Below are 18,493 nucleotides of genomic sequence, written 5' to 3' on the forward strand. Positions count from 1 at the left end.
CGTGCACATTCCGCCGGGGTTCCCATCCTGGCTGGTGGATATGGTGCTCGGGCATCTCCCGGTGGGAGACCCGGACGCGATGCGCCGCGACGCCGACTCCTGGGTCGCCGCGGCACACCGGCTCGGGGAAACCCAGCAGCGGCTGGAAACGCTGCGAGCCGGGCATGCCGCCACGGCCATCGAGGGAGCCACCGGCGAGACGATCCGCAAGCAACTGGACCAGCAGATCGCCGATACGAAGTCACAGATCGCGCTGTGCAACAGCAATGCCGAGCGTCTGTACGAGGCGGCCAACTCACTGGAGTTCACGCAGTACGTGATCATCGGCATGGGAGCCGCCCTGCTGGTGCAACTGGCGGTGGACATCGCGAGTTTCATGGCCGCCAAGACGGTCGCCGACCGGATAGCGGCCGATACCGCCATGAAGCTGAGTGCCCGTGATCTGCTGAAGTGGTTGCGGCAGCAGGTGATCCGGTTCGCGGTCGAGCATCCGCATCTGTCGCTGGTGGTGCGCGGCGTGGGGCTGGGCGCACTGACCGGTGGCGCGGTCAACGTGGGAGCACAGGTCGCGCAGATCGTGCAGGGACACCGGACATCGATCGACTGGAATTCGGCCGGGGTGGCGACCGCCGCCGGTGCGGCCGGCGGTCTGGTCGGGGCCGAGGTCGGCCGGGTGGTGGCACCGGCGGTGAGCCGGATCGGCGCGAATTCCGCGTCGAAGTTCCTGCGAGTCGGCGGGCATGTTCTCGGCACGGTGATCGCGGGCGCCGCGGGCGGTGCGGCCGGTGGAGTGGCGGGTGGGGTGACCGCCGCGGTGCTGACCGGGCAGCCGCTCCGGAGTTCGAATCTGGCCGAGATGGCGCTGGCCGGGGCCGGCGCCGGATACATCAGCGCCGCAGGGGCTGCCATGCGGACCGGGCGCGCGGCGGCGACGGCGGTGCCGCGGGCCGGAGCGGAGTCCGGGGCGGGGGTGCCGACCGATCCCGTGGTATCCGCGAGGGACCCGCAGGTCACCGGTGACGGTCAGGTGCCGCGGCCGGACGGTCTCACCCCCGAGATGATGGCCATGGGCGACGAGATCGCGCGCAAGGTCGCCGAGGATCTTCCGGCCGGGCCGGAAGCCGACGCCCTCGCCGAATTCGTCGACGGCAAGGGCTCCGGCGACCTCCATCAGCAGATCGCCGAATATCTACGGCAACAGGGGGATTCGGGAGACAGCGGATCCGCCGGATCATCGAAGGACACTGGCGGACAACCCGGTTCGACGCGTCCGTCGTCGCCGACGTCCTCGGCGCCATGGCGTGGTGAGGGGTCTCCGGTGACGCACGGCGGTGGCGGGTCGGCGCACGTCGGCGGCCAGGGGACCCGCAGGGTGGTCGCCACCACCGATCTCGCGGGGTCGCCGGGACATGGCTCACCGGCGGGCCGATCCGGTCTGCCCGAGCGGATCACCGTGCAGGCGAACGCGGATGGGGCCGGACCCCCGGCGCCGTTGGAGGCGCCGACCGCACACGCCGACAGCGGCGTCACACACCCCGACAGCGCTCCGGTGAAGGCCGAACCCGGCGCCGCGGAGTCCTCGCAGACGACCGGATCCCACGGCGCGGGGGACGGCGGTCAGGTCGACGGCGGCCACGACGGCCCGACCGCCTCCGAGCACGGCGGCGAACCCGGCGGACCATCGGAACACAGTGTCCCGCAGGATCATTCAACACCCGGCGACGAGAATCCGCCCGGACCGGACGCGGGGCAGGGAGACGGTCCGACGTCTGCCGACGACGGAGGCGGGCATTTCGTGCCCGCGGACGACGGTGGCGGCGGACCCAGCCACTGTGTTCCGTACGCGGTGAACAAGATTCACGAGCTGACCGGACTCGAGGTCGATCCGGCAGCGCTCGGCGATGACGCGGCCACCGCCGGCGTCGGTGGGCGCCAGGCCGCGCAGGCGGTGGGTGGCGGCTGGCGACCGGGTGGCGTCGACTCGCCGAAGGCCCTCGTGGATGAAGTGCGGACCAAGGGCGGGGCCGCGCTGATGGGCGTGCAGCGCAGCGGCACCGGCGCACATGCCGCCGTCGTGACGCGCAATGCCGAGGGCGGGATCGAGATCTACGAGCGGATCGGCGACGTGGCCCGCAAGGTGTCCGGCAACGAGGTCGTCGAGTGGATCCTCGACGAGAACGGGCAGCCGATCCTCGAGATGAGCACGGAGGTCGACGACGCGGTCGGGCACTGGCTGAACGATCTGGACGCCGATAAAACCTACGCGATCGTGTTCGAGGTGGATCAGGCCGGACACACGGGGACGGATCCAGGCGGGCTGGCGACCCGGCAGAACGTCCATCCGGACGGACGGCTGGTACCCCAGGTGAAGCTGGATTCGGAGACGGGATCCGGGGCTCGCCCCGAACTCGATATGCCGCGCGACAACATGCGCGGCGCGGCCGTCCTCGAACGTCCTTCGACCGGCGTGCGCCGTCCCGCTCTCGACCTGGATTTCGACACCGAATTCCAGCAGCTCACAACACAATTCGACGGCGAGTCCCCGGCGGCACCGATGAGCCGGGACGCAGCGAGCGCGCCGGAGTACACCGACGCACTCACCGACGGTTCCGCACCACACGAGACCCTGTCGACCCCGGACGCCCAGGAGGCGACATCCACGGCCGGGGATACCGCACCCAGCGCGCTCGACCCTGTCGCGCAGCCGATCTCGTCGGCGCCCCAGCCGGACGCGACGTCATCGGCCCATCCTCTCGACGAAACCGCGACACCCCACCCGGATGCGACGTCACCAGCCCACCCCCCCGGCGAAACCGCGACACCCCACCCCGCCGCAACCTCACCAACCCACCCCACCAGCGAAACCGCGGCTCCGCACGCCCAGCCCGACACACCGAATTCGCCTACAGTCACACCGCAACAGACGGCTACGACGCAGACGCCACACGCCGGTGCTGTCCCGCCGGGGAACAGCACCGGCGCTTCTCTGCTTGCCGCACAACAGAATTCACCCGGACCGACAGCTGGATTCGCGCACGCGGGCGGCACCCAGGCATTACATCCCGGTCTGACCGCCGGAACGCTGAGCGGGGCCGAGGCGGCCGCCGTCATGAACGACCGCCCGGGTATCGGCTTCGGCGAGGGCGACGATGTGCCGCCGGAGGAGATCACCTTCCCGAAGGGCGACGAGATCGCGACCCGGGTGCCAGGTCACATTGCCAATCCCACGCTCGACGGCGTGCCGGACCTTCCGATGCCCGACGACGCGCCAGAGGAAATCGGGTTCGGCCAGTCGGATTACATCGTGATCCCGGGTGTCTCGGGCCCGCCGGAGCCGGAATCCGATCGCGAGATCACCCCGATCGTGCCGAAACTGCCCTGGGCTCCGGCGGATCGGCCCGCCGAGGTCACCGGCATCGGGCAACCCGGGACGTTGGACCCCACGGCCGACCCCGGCAAGCCCGCGAACACACGACCGGCCGAATACACACCCCTGCCCGAGTACGACGCGTCGCCGCCCACCCACCTGCCCGCACTCCCCGCCAAGGAGCCCCCGCAGAAAGTCATACCCGACCACTTCACCCCTCCCCTGGACAAGGACGCCCGGGACGCTCCGCAACCCCCGGGCCCTCCACGTCTGAATCCCGACGACCCCAACCCCGGCCGCATCCCCGACGAGAGCGGAATCCCTGGGCCGGAACGAATCCCGACCAGGCAATTGGCGCCGCCGCCACCAGCGCCGGTGGTGCCGATTCGCCCGGTCCCGTGGGCGTCGGCGTCGGCCGGCGGTTCCGGTAGGCGGCGCAAGAAAACCCCGCCTGAGCCCCCCACACCGCCACAGGACCCGGCGCCCTCGATACCGATGGCCTCGGACGCTGCGAAACCACCGGCGAAAGATCAGCCCGCCGGTGATCGGGGAGCCGACGAAATCGACCGTGCCACAGCGGATCTGGCGGAACTGATCGGAGTGTCGCCGCAGCTGATCCAGCGTTCCCCGGCGGCTGTCCGGCAAGCGATCAAGCTGGTGGAGGACCGGCTTCGAGAGAAGGCCGCGGAAGACCGGGACCGCGCCGAACGTAGTACTCGCCCCGAGCAGCTCGCGCAGGACATCGCGCTGGTTCCGGCGTGGATCGGCCGCTCGGTGGCCCACGACGTCGCCGTCCAGGACGCGACGGCGGGAAGGCCGGCGCCACCACACGACGAATTACGCCGCACAGCAACACAACTCGAAGAACTCCTCACCGCGCTCGGCCCGCAGGAGCCGAGCCCGGAGTGGCTGGCGCCGGTCAGCGCCGACCCGTTGCACGAGCTCCGCCGCGTCGGCAGACGACCGGATGCGCCCCCGGACCTTGTGCGGCTCGTCGAGACCGCCACTCGATTCTTCGGGCTGCGAACCGTGGCCGCCGCCGTCGAACCGGTCCACCCCGTATTGGACGGCTGGCCGAATCCGGAACAGGCAGATCTGGCTGTCGCGATCGCCTGGGACCTGGCACGCCAGCTACCGGCGCCGCAGCGGGCAACGGCCGAAATCCATGGGGAGCAAGGCAATCGGTGGGTATCGATCGAGGTGACCGGCACTACCCGGGACCTGCCGGTCCGTCCGGGTGCCACGGCCCCGGCCTGGCCCGCCGTGGAATCGCTGGACGACCTGGAGTGGCCGTGGGGCTTCACGCTGGGCCGGTCCGCCGGATTGACGGTGGGTTTCCGCTTCTCCGAGAGCGGCGGGGTCGAGGATCCATCGCTGGAAAACTCCGATCCCGCCATCAGCCTGCACTTCTCACCGGACACGCTCCCCATTGCGCCCAGGACGGCGCGGCACAGGTTGCGCAGGTTGGAGACCGAGGCAGGCGTCCCGGCCGAGCACATCGACGACGCGCTCCTGGTGGTGTCGGAGCTACTGCAGAATGTCCTGCGACACGCCCCCGGCGATGCGGACCTCCGCGTCCGGACGACCGGCGGCACGCTGCGCGTGGAGGTCAGCGATCACAGCCCGAATCTGCCGTTCCGGCAGCCGGGAAGCATCGGCGCCAGCGAAGAGGATCTGCTGGAGGAGCACGGCTACGCCTTCGGTCTATGGGAAAACCTCGCCAGCGCATGGGGTGTCGACGCCCGCCCGGACGGGAAGACCGTCTGGGCGGAGTTCCGCGGCGACGGGCCGGACCCGGCCGATCAATCGTCGAGCAATCCTCCGGGACAGCCGTCCGAACCCGCGAACCCGACGAGCTCGCAACCGAAAACGTCTAGCTCGCCGGTGCCCGGCGCACCCGGACACAATGCGCCGACCCCGGGCCCGACCGTGTCCTTGCATGATCCCCTGGCCGAGACGGGGCTCGGCCCACAACGCCCCCGACGCGCCAATCCTCGGGTCGGCGGACCGGGCTTCGCCGGAATCCCCGCCGGTGGCGTGGCCTTCCACCACGACCCGGACAATCCCCACAACCAATGGGCCGCGGCCCCACCCCGCGAACAGCAGAAGCAGAAGCCGCCCGGCCCCTCCCCGGCCGCATCCGCCGAGCCGAGAGCCACGGCTTCCAGCTCACCGCCCCAAAATGCCAAAACTGCTGCGGCACAGGAGGACTCGGCCCAGAATGGTCGGGCGTCCACACCCTGGAGCGCGGACACCACCGGTGGCCGAAGCGGAACATCGGCGGCACCCGGCCGAAAACCGACACCCGAGGACGTCAAGAACGCCCGCGCGAGGCGGCTCGAACGGGAACGGCTCGCAGCGCAAGCCGCGCACCCGCCGACAGATCCTCCCGCAGCGGGTTCGGCCACGCCGACACCGGGGGTCGCAGCCGCCACCGGACAGGACGCGGCCACCGTTCCGCCGGGCGGGGCGAATCCCGTTGCCGCCCAACAGGAGACGCCCCCGAACACGCTCGCGGCCGACGACTCGCCGAGCGAGACAGGCTGGCGAACCCTGACCATGCAGCGGGAGGTGCCGCTGTCGAACTGGTCCTACAACCGCGAGCAGAGCCTGGCGGTGGCGCGCTGGATGCTGCAGCGGCTACGCGATGTGGTGCTGCCCGGACTGCATCCCGACGCCACCCCGGAGCAGATCGACGACGCTTTCTACTCCGACAAAGAGATCGAGAGCGGCATGGTATTGCGGACCGTATCGCTGGACGAACTGCTGGCCGACGGAAATCTGCGGGAACTGAACGCGGCGCTGCTCAACGCCACCGACCGCAACACGAGGTCCGGCAATCCGGCGGGCACAACCCTCAACGAGGGGCTCGCCCGGCTGTTGGACCAGCCGGACGACGTCTTGGAGGCCACCGCCCGCAGGCTGGGCATGGACGTGGAGATGCTGCGACGAGCGCGGGCATCGATCCACGACAAGATCGCCGCCGAACGTCCCGGCACGCCGATCACGGCGAACGACATGCGGGCGGTCAAGCACTGGGTCGCGCCCGGTGCGGAGAGTTCGCTCGCGGAATACACCCGCAGCCATGTCTACGAGCCCGCCGACAGCCCCGAGCGCGATGCCCAGATGCTGCGCCGGCATCTGCTACTGCACGATCTCGCACTGCTCGGCAAGGCGTTGTCCCGGCGTGAGCTGGAGGCCTTCCAGAGCCTGCGCCTGCTACGCAAGGAACGGCTGGATTCGGGCCGGGCACTACCGCGCGACGAGCAGGGTCGCGTCGATGTGCCGGCGCTCGAGGCCGAACTGCGGGCCGAGGACCCGACCTTGCGCTACGCGCTGCCGCTGTACGAATACGACGAGCACGATCGTGACCGGAGAGTCACCGATACCGACGGGAACGCGGTGGTCTACCGCGTGCTGGCCTTCTACGACGAGGGATCGATCGATCCCGCCACCGCGCTGCGATTCGACGGCCCCGACCACGACTATGTGGTGGAACTGCCCTTGCGCCCCGGAGTTGTGCTGCAACATCTCGGCTCGGATGATCCCTGGTTCCTGGAAACGGCTGTGCGACGCGGCTTTCCGCTCGCAGCCGGTATCTCCGGCGCTGCCGCCCGGCTGGGCAGCGCTGCCCTTTTGCTGTACAACTCCGGCGAAAGCGCACCTGGGGATATATCGCCCGACGACGTCGCCGCCATGCTCATCGGATTCATCGAGCGGGAGCACCACACGCTATACGAGACGCTCCACGGCCTGCGCCTGGCCGGGATACCCGTCATCGACGACGCCGATTACGCCACACCCGAGTCGATGTACTCGGCCGCGGAGCGCTGGGCCGGGCAACTCGGCTACCCGAAGAGTGCGTGGCGACAGAAGTACACCGTCTCGGCGTCCTTCCACGCTGGGTCGCGTGGCGCCGACGTGCCGTCGGCAGGCGCCGCGCCATCGGATCCGAGGCTGGCGCATGCCACTGGAACCCGGGCAGGCTCCGGGAGGCGGGGCCCGCAACCCGCCCCCGGCATGGATGGGTCGAAAGCCTCTCCGCCACAAGGTGTATCCGGAGAGCAAGCACCGGCGGAGGTATTCGCAGAGACCGTCACCCCACAGCCGAACGATGTTTCCACCGACCGACCGGATACCAGCACGACAACCGAGGCGGCGGACACCGGCCGGAACAACTGCGCGGTGGTGATGCTCCAGGATCTGCACGCCGCCGGCGTAGCCGTACGCGAACCGGCCCCGGCCGAGATCGGCCCGGCGGGCATGCCACTGGTAGGCAGCGACGGTCTCGAAGACCGGATGCCACACCTAGAAAACGGCGACCCCAACCAATTCCAGGAAATCCCGCTCGACCCGGACAGCGCCCACTCCGTCGACGAAATCATCGCCTGGGTCGACCAACACCTGCAACCCCACGCAAGACAGGTCGCGGTGGTCGTCGAATTCGCCCCCGAGGACCAGGCAACGGTAACCCTGCCCGACGGCAATCGAGAGAAAGTCGGCGGCCACGGATTCCTGATCAACGCCGACCCCCACACCAACGACAACCTCCCCCACGGCGACCCACGACGAGTCGTACGAGCCTTCGTCCTCGCATTCGACAACGACAACCACCCGACCGCCCTCCCCGACGCCGTCCCCCGCGCCCCGGTCTCCCCCCGATTCCGAGTCGGCCGTCCCGCCGACAGCAATCCTCCCGAGGACGGCGATCAGCGCAATGGCCCGAAAAGCACTCCACCACAACAGAACCCGGCCCATGCCGCGAGCGCCCCACCATCGCAGCGGACGGTCGGCCCAGCGACCGGGGGCACCGCGTCCATGCCTTCCGCCCTGGCGCCGAACGAGTTGCGGGCGCTCGAGGCCGCGAAGGAGGAGGCCGCGGAGATCGTGGCCGAGGCGTTACGCCCGGCGCGCCTGCTCGGCATGGACACCACCGGTCTGCACCAGAAGAATCCCGCCGAGATCGAAGAGGCGATCGACGATCTGGAGGCGCTACAGCAACGTCGGCTCACGGCGGTGCTGCGCCGACTCGTCGTCGACGCCCTGGCGGCGCGGGTGCTGGGAGACGAAAAGCCCACATCGGAGGTCAGAGAGTACTACGAGCTGCTGAAACCGCATATCAAGGCTGCTCAGGACTATGTCGGTGAAGTCCGCACGGCGCTGGCGATGCTGGCGGCCCGGCAGGTCTTGGCGGCCGAAGGCGCAGACTCGATTGCCGAGGGGATCGGCGAGGTGCCGGGGCAGTGCATCGTCGTCGCGTCGCCACTGGTGGGGCAGGAGCAACTGGTGGACGCGCTTGCGCCGACACTGCGTGAACGAGCCGTCCGAGAGGGGCTGCCCATCCGGTACCGGCAGGTGCTGGTCGACGAGGACGGGCGGCTGAGCGTCCGACGAGTGTCCGGCACACCTGCCGAACCGGAACCCCATCTGTGGAATTACGCCGACAGCGAATACATCGCATGGCTGAACGATTTTACGGATGAGCGACCTTTCGCCGAGAAACTGGCCGCGGCCAGAGCCTCGGGCGAAAAATCACGCAAGGTTCTCAAGGAGAATTCGAACAATGAATCGATGTCGGAAAAAGTCGTTCTGGTTTTTTATGAGAACGACTACCGGGCAGTCGAGAAGACGGTTCGAACCGAGGACCACGCCGATGGAGAGGACCTGGGCGCGAAGACCCTGCGGAAAATAGGCGTTCCGGCTCCTGAAACAGTGCGCCTCCGCGAACTCGGCGAACCCGGTGAATTCGGCGAACTCGGCGACCGGGTCGTTTTCATCGAGTACGTGCCCGGCATAGACGCGAAGGACGTCCCGGGCGCGGGTGGGTCCGACGCGTGGCCGATGTTCTTCCACACTCCCGGTGGTCGCCGAATGGGATTCGGCGACATGTTGCTGGGACCGCCCGATAGACATGAGGGCTCGAACTGGCGGCTCCAGCATCGATTTCGGATCCGCCCGCTCGACAACAGTAATATCCATACGAACTCATATTCGTTCGGCATGTGGCCGGAAGAGGGGTTCACCACTCACTTCGTCCAGTGGAAAAACGGCTGTCCCGAATGGGTTGAACACGACGTCTCCCGTACGGAGTTCGAGGCCTATCGCCAGGCGGTCAGCGAGGTGGAGACAGATTACGATCACCTGAACAAACAGTTCTGGCACCGGACGATGACACGAATTCTCAGGTTCATCGAAAAGAATGTAAAAGATGAGTCTGCGCCACCGATCCCTGCGCTCGGCAAGGTTATGGAAATCTTGGAGGAGCTTCGCGGAATCATTGCCGACCAGTTGAGAATTTTCGAACCACACGACATCGCGACACACCGGGATTGGCGGAGGGAAATATCGTATCTGAGACAATTCTACGTGGATAATCCCGATCCGGTCATGGCGGAGTACGTCGAACTTCTGGATGGACTGCTGAAACTGCATCTTGCCGCAAGGATGAAGCGGGTGAGCATCGACGACCTCGTCGATGCGGGATTCGAGACGATATTTCCTGCCGAATCGTCCGAAAATCGCCTCGGCCGCCTGGGCGGCGGTAGAACGGAGGTCGTCGACAGCTACCTGGACAATCTGTCGCTACGGCTGGACGATCTTGCCGTGGGCGCGAAATATCCAGCCCCGAACAACGAATCCGACGAAGACTGGCAGAGCCGCTTCGACCGCGAAATCCGAGCGACAGCACCCCGCGCCGCCGCCCCCCACGATCCGCCCCCCGGCCCGACAACGCAGTTCCACCATTTCGACCAGCGCGCAGCACTCGACCTTCCGCAGCCCAAGAACCACCGACGATTCGGGGCGGCCGGATTCGCGGGAATTCCCGAGGGCGGCGTCGCCTTCCACAATCGGGACGGCATCCCCTGGGACGCGCCGAAACCTCGAGCCTCCAACAATGGTGCACCGCAACAGAACTCGCCCACCATCCCACCGGAACCGGCTGTCGACCTCGACAACCTGCGGGCGGTCCGGAACGCGGTCGCGACGGAATTGGCACACGTGACGGCCGACCAGGCTCACGCCGTGGTGGCACAGCATGAGCTGGAACAACCCCTCGCCCTGTTGAATGAGCTGCTGGCCGTACAACAAGGTGCGCATGCGCCGGGCACCGCGGAGCAGCTCAACCTCCTGATGGACTTCGTGCACGCCGTGGATTTTGCGCTCGCACCGCTGGCAGAGACCTCGCTTCGGGATACGAACCGCGCCCTCGCCGCAATCGCGAAGGAGCTCCAGGCAGCGCCCACCGGCCCACAAGTGCGGGCCCGCGACACAGACCTGGTCACGGGGGTCGATCAACGCCAGTTGCTTCAGGTGTGGGAAGGAGCTACCCAGCAGATGGTCCAGGCCGGGTTCGACGTGGACGAAGCGGACCCGCGCAACGCGGCCGATGTACGCGCAACCACCGAGCACTACGGGAAGCTGATCCGTGTCGTCGGACTGTTGGAGGACTTCCTGTCGTGCGTGCAGACACCCGATGGGATGGTCACCCCGGGACGCCTGCGGCTGCTGAGAGACAACTTCACAACAACGGCGGCGTGGTTGGTGCACAATGCCGCCGCGGCAGGCGAGATGGACCGGACGGCAGCGGCGGTCGTCACCGCTTTCCGGGCCGCCGGACGTGAATTCCACGACTTGGCCGCGGCATTGATCGCGGTACACGGAATCCCGGCCGGGCCCGGACAAGCGGCAGTGCATGAAGTGCCGCCGCAAACGCAAGTGACGTGGCCCGAGCCGCAGGCCCCGGCAGCGCCACAACCTCCGCAAGCGCCCACGGCACCCGACGACCGCGCCGCACAGTCCGAAACATCCTCTGCACCAGAACAATCGAACCCGGAACCGGCTCACGGCCGTCAGTCGGGGCCGGACCCGCACGTCGAGCAGGATGATGGGGGCTCACTTGCCGCGGTGAGCGATGTCGGCTTGCGGCACGAGACCAACGAGGACGCGTTCGCGACCGGAGTGGTCGACGTCGCCGGTACACCGGTGCAGGTAGCCGTCGTATGCGACGGCCGGTCGTCCTCGGCCCAGGCACATCGCGCCGCGCGAGCGGCCGCGGACGCGGCTCGTGACGACATGGTGGCAGCCCTGACCGCCCCGGCCGTGCGCGCCACCGGACGATTCGACCCGGTGGAAATCGCGCAGCGCGGCACGGCCGCCGCCAAGAACGCGGTTCGGGCCCTGGCCACATTGCCCGAGTTCGCCGACCTGCCCGAGGAGGAATACCCGGACTGCACGATCGTCTCGGCAGTGGTCGAGCCGGAGCGAGGGCAGGCGACGCTGGATTGGGAGGGTGACAGTCGGGGATACCGGCTCTCGCTCCGACCCGGCGATTCGGAACGGGTCACCGAGGACGACTCGATGCTGACGATGCTGATGCGACGACTGGGCATGTCAGAAGCAGAAGCCATGCGGGACCCGCGGGCGCACATGATCTCGCGATCGCTGAGCATCCCGTCCGCAGAAGAGTCCCACGCGAAGACAATTCCCTTGCCGCCCGGGGATTTCCTGTTGCTGTGCACTGACGGAATGTGGAACGACACCTTCGAGGCCGAGTCGCTCGCCGATATCGTCCGGCGTTCCTGGGAGGAGTCCGGAAGTCTCCTCTCCGCGGTGCGGGCTCTCGAAGGGCAAGCCCTCGCCAACGGCGGGCACGACAACATCACCGGCGTGCTGGTGCGGATCGCACCGCGCGGGCACGATGCCGGACCACTCGACGCCGCAAGCGAACTCGGGAATCGAGCCGCCCCCGGAGGTTCTCGCGAACGGCCCCCGGGACCGATGGTGTCCCTCCGCAATGCCGCCGACCCAGCGGTCGAGCTCGGCCTCCGCGACAAGCGACGAGAACGGGCGCCCCGGTTCGGCGCCGAACACGGTCTGGCCGCCGATCCGCACTTGGGCTTCCTCGACAACAACGGAACACCTTGGGGCACAGCCGCTCCCGGCACCGCTCCGGCCAAGCCCGAAGCAGCCGATACGGAACCCGCAGAGCTCGAGCAACTGCTCGAACAACCCGTCTCTCCCCTGGAGCAGTCCAGTCCGCCGCGCGAAGGCACAACACCCTGGTCCCAGTCCGGCGGTGAATCCTCCGCCGCGGCCCCGGCGAGCTCGGGAGGCGAAAAAGGCGAGGCGCATCCGAAGTCGCCGGCAAGCGAACCGGATACCGATGTCTTGGCGCCCGAACGGTATGAAGTGGCCGACGACCAAGCGGAGGCCACTTTCCGCGAGAAGGTGATCCCCGCTGTTTTCGGCGAAGAGGTCCCCGGTAGAGCTGACATCAGAGTCCTCGACGATCAGGAGTTCCTGATCGGCTTGCCGGATCCGGTACTGCGAGTGCTCGGCGGGCAGCCCGGCGCGGCCAAATCGACGGTGCTGCCGTCGATCGTTCAGGACTTCGCGCGGCGAGGTGGCGTGGTCTACATCGGCACGATCGATACCTTCCTGCGTTTCCACCCGCGCTACGAGGAATTGATGGCCCTCGATGACACGGCCACCGGCCTGCTCATGGATTTTGCTTGGCAGCTCCAGCAAAAGGCCATCGATCATGCGATCGCCCTGCGGTGCAACGTGCTCCTGGAACAGACATTGACCAACACGCGAGGGGTCGGCGCGACTCTCTCACGATTCACCGGCGCCCACTTCACCGTGGAACTGGATGTCATCGCGGTACAGCCGCACGTCTCCAAACACCGAACCGTCATGCGCTATGTGGAGGGTCGGCTCTCCGGAGACCGGCGGGTGCTGACCCCGGCACAGGCGCACGACGATGCCGTCCCGGGATCGGCGGCCACCGTCGCGGAACTCGAATCGGCCGACGCGAGAGTGCGAATCGAGGCAGTGCGGGTACTCGGCGTCGACGGCGAGACCTACGAGACCTACTACGACAACCACCGCACCGCGAACGGCGAATGGGCGAAGCAGCCGAAAGCCGCCGACACGCTGCAGGATCGGCGCAATCGCCCGCTCACTCCCGGGGAGCGACGCGCTATCGCGCGACGAGCGAGCAAGAATTACGATGCGATCCTCGCCCGGATCGCCACCGATCCGAATGCCGCGGGCTGGCAGGAACTGCGCCTGCTGGCATCGGGACCGGAGGTCGCGATGCCTTGGCTGGCACGCGGTTTCGACAGGCCGGACGACGTCGAGGGAGTCGGTGACGACGATCCGGTCGCGAACCGGCCCGGCGATAGGACCGATGGCCCGGTCCACGGCATGATCGATACGGTGACAACGACTTTGGTCGATCTGCTGGGCGCGCGCCCTCGACTGCGACAGGGCAGCAGGGACGGCATCAGCCACACGGAGATCACTCTGTCAGGTGAGCGAGGAGACGCGACGTATCTGGTTCTCACCAGCGACGGCGCTTCGAACCGCGAGCAACTGCTGACCGTCATGCCCGCCCCGAACGCCGATCGCGCAACGTTCGGGCCAGCCTTGCGCCGGGTGCTGTCCTCGATGCTCGACGGTTACGACGACATGTCCCGGATCAGCGCGAATGCGGCACTGTTGTTGACCCGCACGCCGCAATCGCCGCACACCTACGCCAAATGGGAGGTATGGGTCGATGCCGCCGCCGATCCGGGGTTGCTGCGCATAACGATTCATCACGACCGCGGCGCGCCGGTGCTCGAACGCGAGTATCGCCTCGGACGCCGTGGCACCGGTACCGGGCGGGATCAGTAACCCTTCGCGGACCGGCTGGCATCCGCCTGCTGGACATTGCTCATGAGGTTCGCGCCGTCTCGGGACACGTCGTATCGGTGCATCACATAATTCATGCTGGCCGCGATATTGGCGGTCGGGTCGGTGATGGAACTGGACGTACCAGCGACGTGGTATGCCTCGAATGTACTGGGAATCGTCTGCGTGAGCCCCTGTGAAGGGTGTCCGGCCGCGGCATTCGAATCAGACAGGTTGATGGCCCCGACATCGCCGCCGGATTCGCGTTCGATCAGGGTCAGATAACCTTCGGTCCATTTCTCCCGCGCCGCGGGATCGGTGATACCCAGGGCATCCAATGCCTTGCCGATGTATTCCTCGAGCTGAGATTTGTCGAGCCGATGGTGCGCCGTGCCGCCACCCGAGCTGCTCACCGGCTGAGTGTATTTGCTGTCGTAGCCCCCCGAGCTGTCGACAGGAACATAGCCGCTGGATCCGGAGTTTCCGCCGCTGTAGGAGGAAGGAACGTAGGGAGTCTCGGAACCGCCGACCTTGTCGGCCTGCGACTGGACCTGATCGTTGGCGAGCTGGACCTCGTCGTGGACGGAGACCACGGCGGAAAGGACAGCCTTGGTCAGCGGCGCTTCCCTGCTGGCGGAGAGATATGTGGCGCCCTCGGCCGGTTCCCAGTCGTGCGCGGAATCCAATGTGCCGGTGAGCTGGTCGATTGTCTTCTTGATTTCCGACCAGGTGTCCGCCGCGATACCGCCGGTCTCGTATGCGGAGGATTTGACGCCCGCGTCCTGTTCATGGATCTTGGACTTTATATCGTCGATATCGGTCATTTTGGTCGAATAGTCGTCGACCATCTTGGCCGCTCCCCCGCTCACCGTCGCCAGCTTCTTGTCGTTCAGCAGCTTCACGAGGTCCGGGGCCTCCTCGGCATGTCCCGAACCCAGCAGGTCGACCGAGGTCTGGATAGCTTCTCCAGCGGTATCGATGAGATCCCTCAGCCCGGGCGAAGCCGCGGGCGGACAATGACTGTTCAGGTCGACCGTTCGGTAATGTTTTACGGTAGCGGTTGAGCTCACCGGGCACCACCGCATTCTCGCTCGTAGTTTTCCGTCGTATTCGAGTATCTACTCTTCCCACTGTCGGGCAGGCAGGGGGAGAAGGGGTTTCGGTATGGTCGCTGCGGGCATGCCGCGCCGCGAAACGGGAATCGCTGTCATCCAGGGCCCGCGGTGATCGTGGGCCGACGCTGGACAGTCTCCGCCGCTGTCGGCGACGGCGTGAAGCCGGGGTGATCGAGCAATTGACCGTGCGCGTAGACCGCATCCCGCAAGAGCTGACGGTTCGGCTCCGCCGCCGAGGACAACAGCACCAATTCGTCGCAGCGACGCTCGAAGAGCATCGCTCGCAGCGCCGACGCCGACTGCCCGTCCGTCGACTCGGACCGCAACTCCCCCAAGGGAACTCGCGAAACGTCCGCCCGCGACGACAGCATCGAGGCCACGATCAGATCGTCGACGTCGCGCAACTCCGACCACCATTCGTCCGGCACGGACCGGCCCTGCCGGATCGCCTGCAGAATCCGCTCGCGCAGGGTGGCGGCGCCCAACGACGACGCGACGCCCGAGCCCAGTTTCGCGACCCGCGCATGGGCATCGGCCGCGAGTTCGACACAGCGGGAGGCGATTCGCTCGGCGGGCACCGCGGTCACCCGCTCCAGCAGATGCGGTGCGCCCACCAGTTCCAATCGATCCGCCAAACCCGCTGCGGGACAGGAGAAATCCATGACCGGCGCCGCGGCAACGGAACCCTCGGCAGGTACACCGGGCAACTGGCGGTGCAGTTCGTCGTCGATCGGCTGCGACGAGACCAGCGCCGAGAGCCGGGCGCCCGTTCTCCCGCCCCAGGCGGCGGCGAACTCCGCCAGCACCCGGGCCGGATCCGAGATCCCTTCCCACGCCGAACCATCCGCGACGGACCACACCCACGGTGTCGACATCTCACGCGGGAGGAATACACCCGCGGGCAGCCAGCCCCGTCCCTCGGCGGTGGTCACGAATGCGGCAACCCCGCCCGGATGCCGCATCAGCGACACCGCGCAGCTCAGGCCCACGGTGACGGACTCGGTAACCGCCAGCAGGCTGGACAGCAGGGACCGCGCCAGCACCAGATCGCCGTCGACCCGCTCGCCCAGCACGAATGCCGGTGCGGCCGCGGCCAGCATCGCGGCCCCCACCGCGTCACGCACGATGTGGTTGCTGCCCTGGGCATCCGCGGAGTTGTCGGCGGCCTCGTCGCCGCCGGCATCCGGGGTGTCACCGTCGCGCGTACCGTGCCGAGTCGTGGCCTGCCCCTTGGCCTGTGCCGCCGTTACGCCCGGCGCGCCGACGGCTTGCGCCGGACCACCCGAGGCGGTGGTTCCCGGCGTCGTAGCACCAGGGGGCGATCCGCTCGGTGTCGCCGAAACCCGCGGAGCCGCACCGGCTCTGACGTCCGCCGAAATCTTCGACTCCGGTGTGCTCGCGCCCGCGTGATTCGCCGCCATGGGCGACGCGGCGGCAGCGGACGACGAAACGACCTGTTGCGGAACCACCACCGAGGATCCCATCGCACCGATCATGCCGGGCCCCAGCAGCCCCGCTGCCGCGCCGGACGTTTCGTCCGAACCGCTCTCGGCCGCCGCGGGCGTCCCGGGCGAGGACCCGGGATCCACTGACGAATTCGCCACCGGCACAGCATCGTCGGGGTGATATCCGCCCGAATCGGTTGCCGCCCCGGAAACCGGCGCCGGGCTCGAATACGCCTCGCCGGGATCCGAGGTCATCGGAACATCCGAATCACCGAACGACTGCCCGGCCCCGGAGGACACGGTCCCCGGCACGAACGATTCGACCGGAGCGCCGCTCGTCGTATCGCCGTAGGACGGCGCGGGCGCCGGAATTTGCGGCGCCCACGACTGATTCGGTTGTGCGACACCATCTCCCGGAACATTCGACAGCTGCCCCGCCGCATTCGGCAGGACCGACACGGGTGACTGCAACCCGAACCGATTGAAGAAATTCTCCAGAGCCCGCAGCGCCGGGACCGACGGCGCACTGCCATCGCGCGACAGCCCGACCCTGCCGGGACCGGTGTCGTCGAATCGGTGCCCTGCCCCGGAGGTCCGCGGGGCTGCGCCCGTGTCGGGACCACCACTGGACCGATGGTGCGCGGTAGCCCAGGGATCGCGCTGCCCCAGCAGCTCGGCCAGTACCGCGAGCTCTGGTAACCCTTGTGGGCCAACCGAATTCAACGCGCGCGACATCGCCTTGGCGACGTCGTCCCGGGCATCGCCGATGATGGCGGCGATCCGCTCACGTTCGGCCTCGGGATCTTTGTTCTTCTCGTCGGAGGATTCTGCGATTACTTCGCGGATCTCGGCCGTGGCCTGCTCGACGATGTCGTGAATCCGATGGCGAGTCCAGTAGACGATCGCGGAGATGTCGCGGAAGGTGTCCGCCGCGGCCACCAGGGCATCGACGAACCGGTCCAGCGTCGCCTTCTGGGCCAGCATGTGATCCTTCACCGGTTGCAGCCCCACACTGCTCGGCACCGCATCGTCGAAGGCACGGCGGGCGCGCTCGGCCTCGGCGGGATCCAGCGCGGCAGCCCCGTTGCGCGCCACCATCTCCAGGTTTCCCCAGTCCGACGGCGAGATCGACGGCCAGTTGTCGCCGACGATGGCATTCCAGTACGGGCTGTCGCTGTCCGCGTCCATGCGTAGTCCGGACCCTAGCCGTGCACCTGCGCGCCCCCCGCGGCATCGGCGTCGGCGATGCTGGTGCTGGCGTAGCGGGCCTGGTCGTAACCGGCGTCGGTGCCGCCCTTCGCGGAATCGATGGCACTGCCGAACCATCGCCGCATATCGGCCGGAATCGCACGCAACCGCCGGTCGAGCGGCGAGCGCCCACTGCCTGTCACCGTGAAGCCGTCGGCGATCTCGCGGACCTGGCCGGTGAACGAGGTGACCGCGTGGTGGTGTCGGCCGGAGGTCGCGATCGCCTCGGCGGGGTTGATGTTCAGATCGTCCGGCATGCCGTGTCCTATCTCGGGTCGCGATTGGCGGAAGTGGCGCCGAATTCGGCGGCTTCCATTGCGCGGTAGGCGGATTCGGTGGGCAGATCGAACGAGTCGATGGTGTAGGGGCGGGTGCCGTTGAATTCCATCTCCGCCCGCAGACCCACCCGCGATTTCTGATGTGCCAGCCGCGCGAGCCGGACGATCTCCGTGGCCAGCCAGGCATCCCCGTTGTCGCGGGCGTCGTCGGTGATGTGCAGTCCGACGATCTCGCCGTCCCGCCCGCAGGCGACGCCGACGCTGTGGTCGGGATTGAACACCTCGTAGGTCATGGTCCGCCAGTTCGGCGCCGCGTCTCCGACGTCGTCGGCTTGGTCCACGGCAGGGGTTTCGGTCATCGAC

General features: G+C 67.8%; 5 protein-coding genes. 1 reads left to right on the forward strand and 4 read right to left on the reverse strand.

Annotated features, from left to right (window positions below; translation table 11 throughout):
* Position 1 precedes the first annotated feature (1 nt).
* Positions 2–14,047 carry a zeta toxin family protein gene (locus NM2_RS19470; RefSeq protein ID WP_169816197.1) on the forward strand — a complete coding sequence of 4,682 codons (14,046 nt, stop codon included), beginning with the start codon at positions 2–4 and terminating at the stop codon, positions 14,045–14,047.
* On the opposite strand, the gene NM2_RS19475 is transcribed toward NM2_RS19470, so the two are convergent.
* The 4 genes from NM2_RS19475 to NM2_RS19490 all read right to left on the reverse strand — a co-directional run bounded on the left by NM2_RS19475 (position 14,041) and on the right by NM2_RS19490 (position 18,489).
* A complete protein-coding gene (locus tag NM2_RS19475) occupies positions 14,041–14,946 on the reverse strand; it encodes a transglycosylase SLT domain-containing protein (RefSeq protein WP_067670615.1) in 906 nt (301 codons plus the stop codon). The genes NM2_RS19470 and NM2_RS19475 overlap by 7 nt on opposite strands.
* 305 nt (positions 14,947–15,251) lie before the next feature.
* Positions 15,252–17,792, reverse strand: coding sequence for a hypothetical protein (locus NM2_RS19480; protein WP_067670617.1), 2,541 nt, complete (start codon positions 17,790–17,792; stop codon positions 15,252–15,254).
* A gap of 14 nt (positions 17,793–17,806) precedes the next feature.
* Positions 17,807–18,109, reverse strand: coding sequence for a hypothetical protein (locus NM2_RS19485; protein ID WP_067670619.1), 303 nt, complete (start codon positions 18,107–18,109; stop codon positions 17,807–17,809).
* Positions 18,110–18,117: 8 nt separating this feature from the next.
* The gene (locus tag NM2_RS19490; RefSeq protein ID WP_067670621.1) at positions 18,118–18,489 is read right to left on the reverse strand and encodes a hypothetical protein; all 372 of its coding nucleotides are present in this window, start codon (positions 18,487–18,489) and stop codon (positions 18,118–18,120) included.
* Positions 18,490–18,493 lie beyond the last annotated feature (4 nt).

The organism is Nocardia miyunensis NBRC 108239 (assembly GCF_001613065.1).
In the GTDB taxonomy this organism is placed as follows: domain Bacteria; phylum Actinomycetota; class Actinomycetes; order Mycobacteriales; family Mycobacteriaceae; genus Nocardia; species Nocardia miyunensis.

Excerpts from the sequence above, each read along its gene's own strand:
- NM2_RS19480 (WP_067670617.1), bottom strand. The coding sequence starts at position 17,792 with ATGGACGCGGACAGCGACAGCCCGTACTGGAATGCCATCGTCGGCGAC.
- NM2_RS19485 (WP_067670619.1), bottom strand. The coding sequence starts at position 18,109 with ATGCCGGACGATCTGAACATCAACCCCGCCGAGGCGATCGCGACCTCC.
- NM2_RS19490 (WP_067670621.1), bottom strand. The coding sequence starts at position 18,489 with ATGACCGAAACCCCTGCCGTGGACCAAGCCGACGACGTCGGAGACGCG.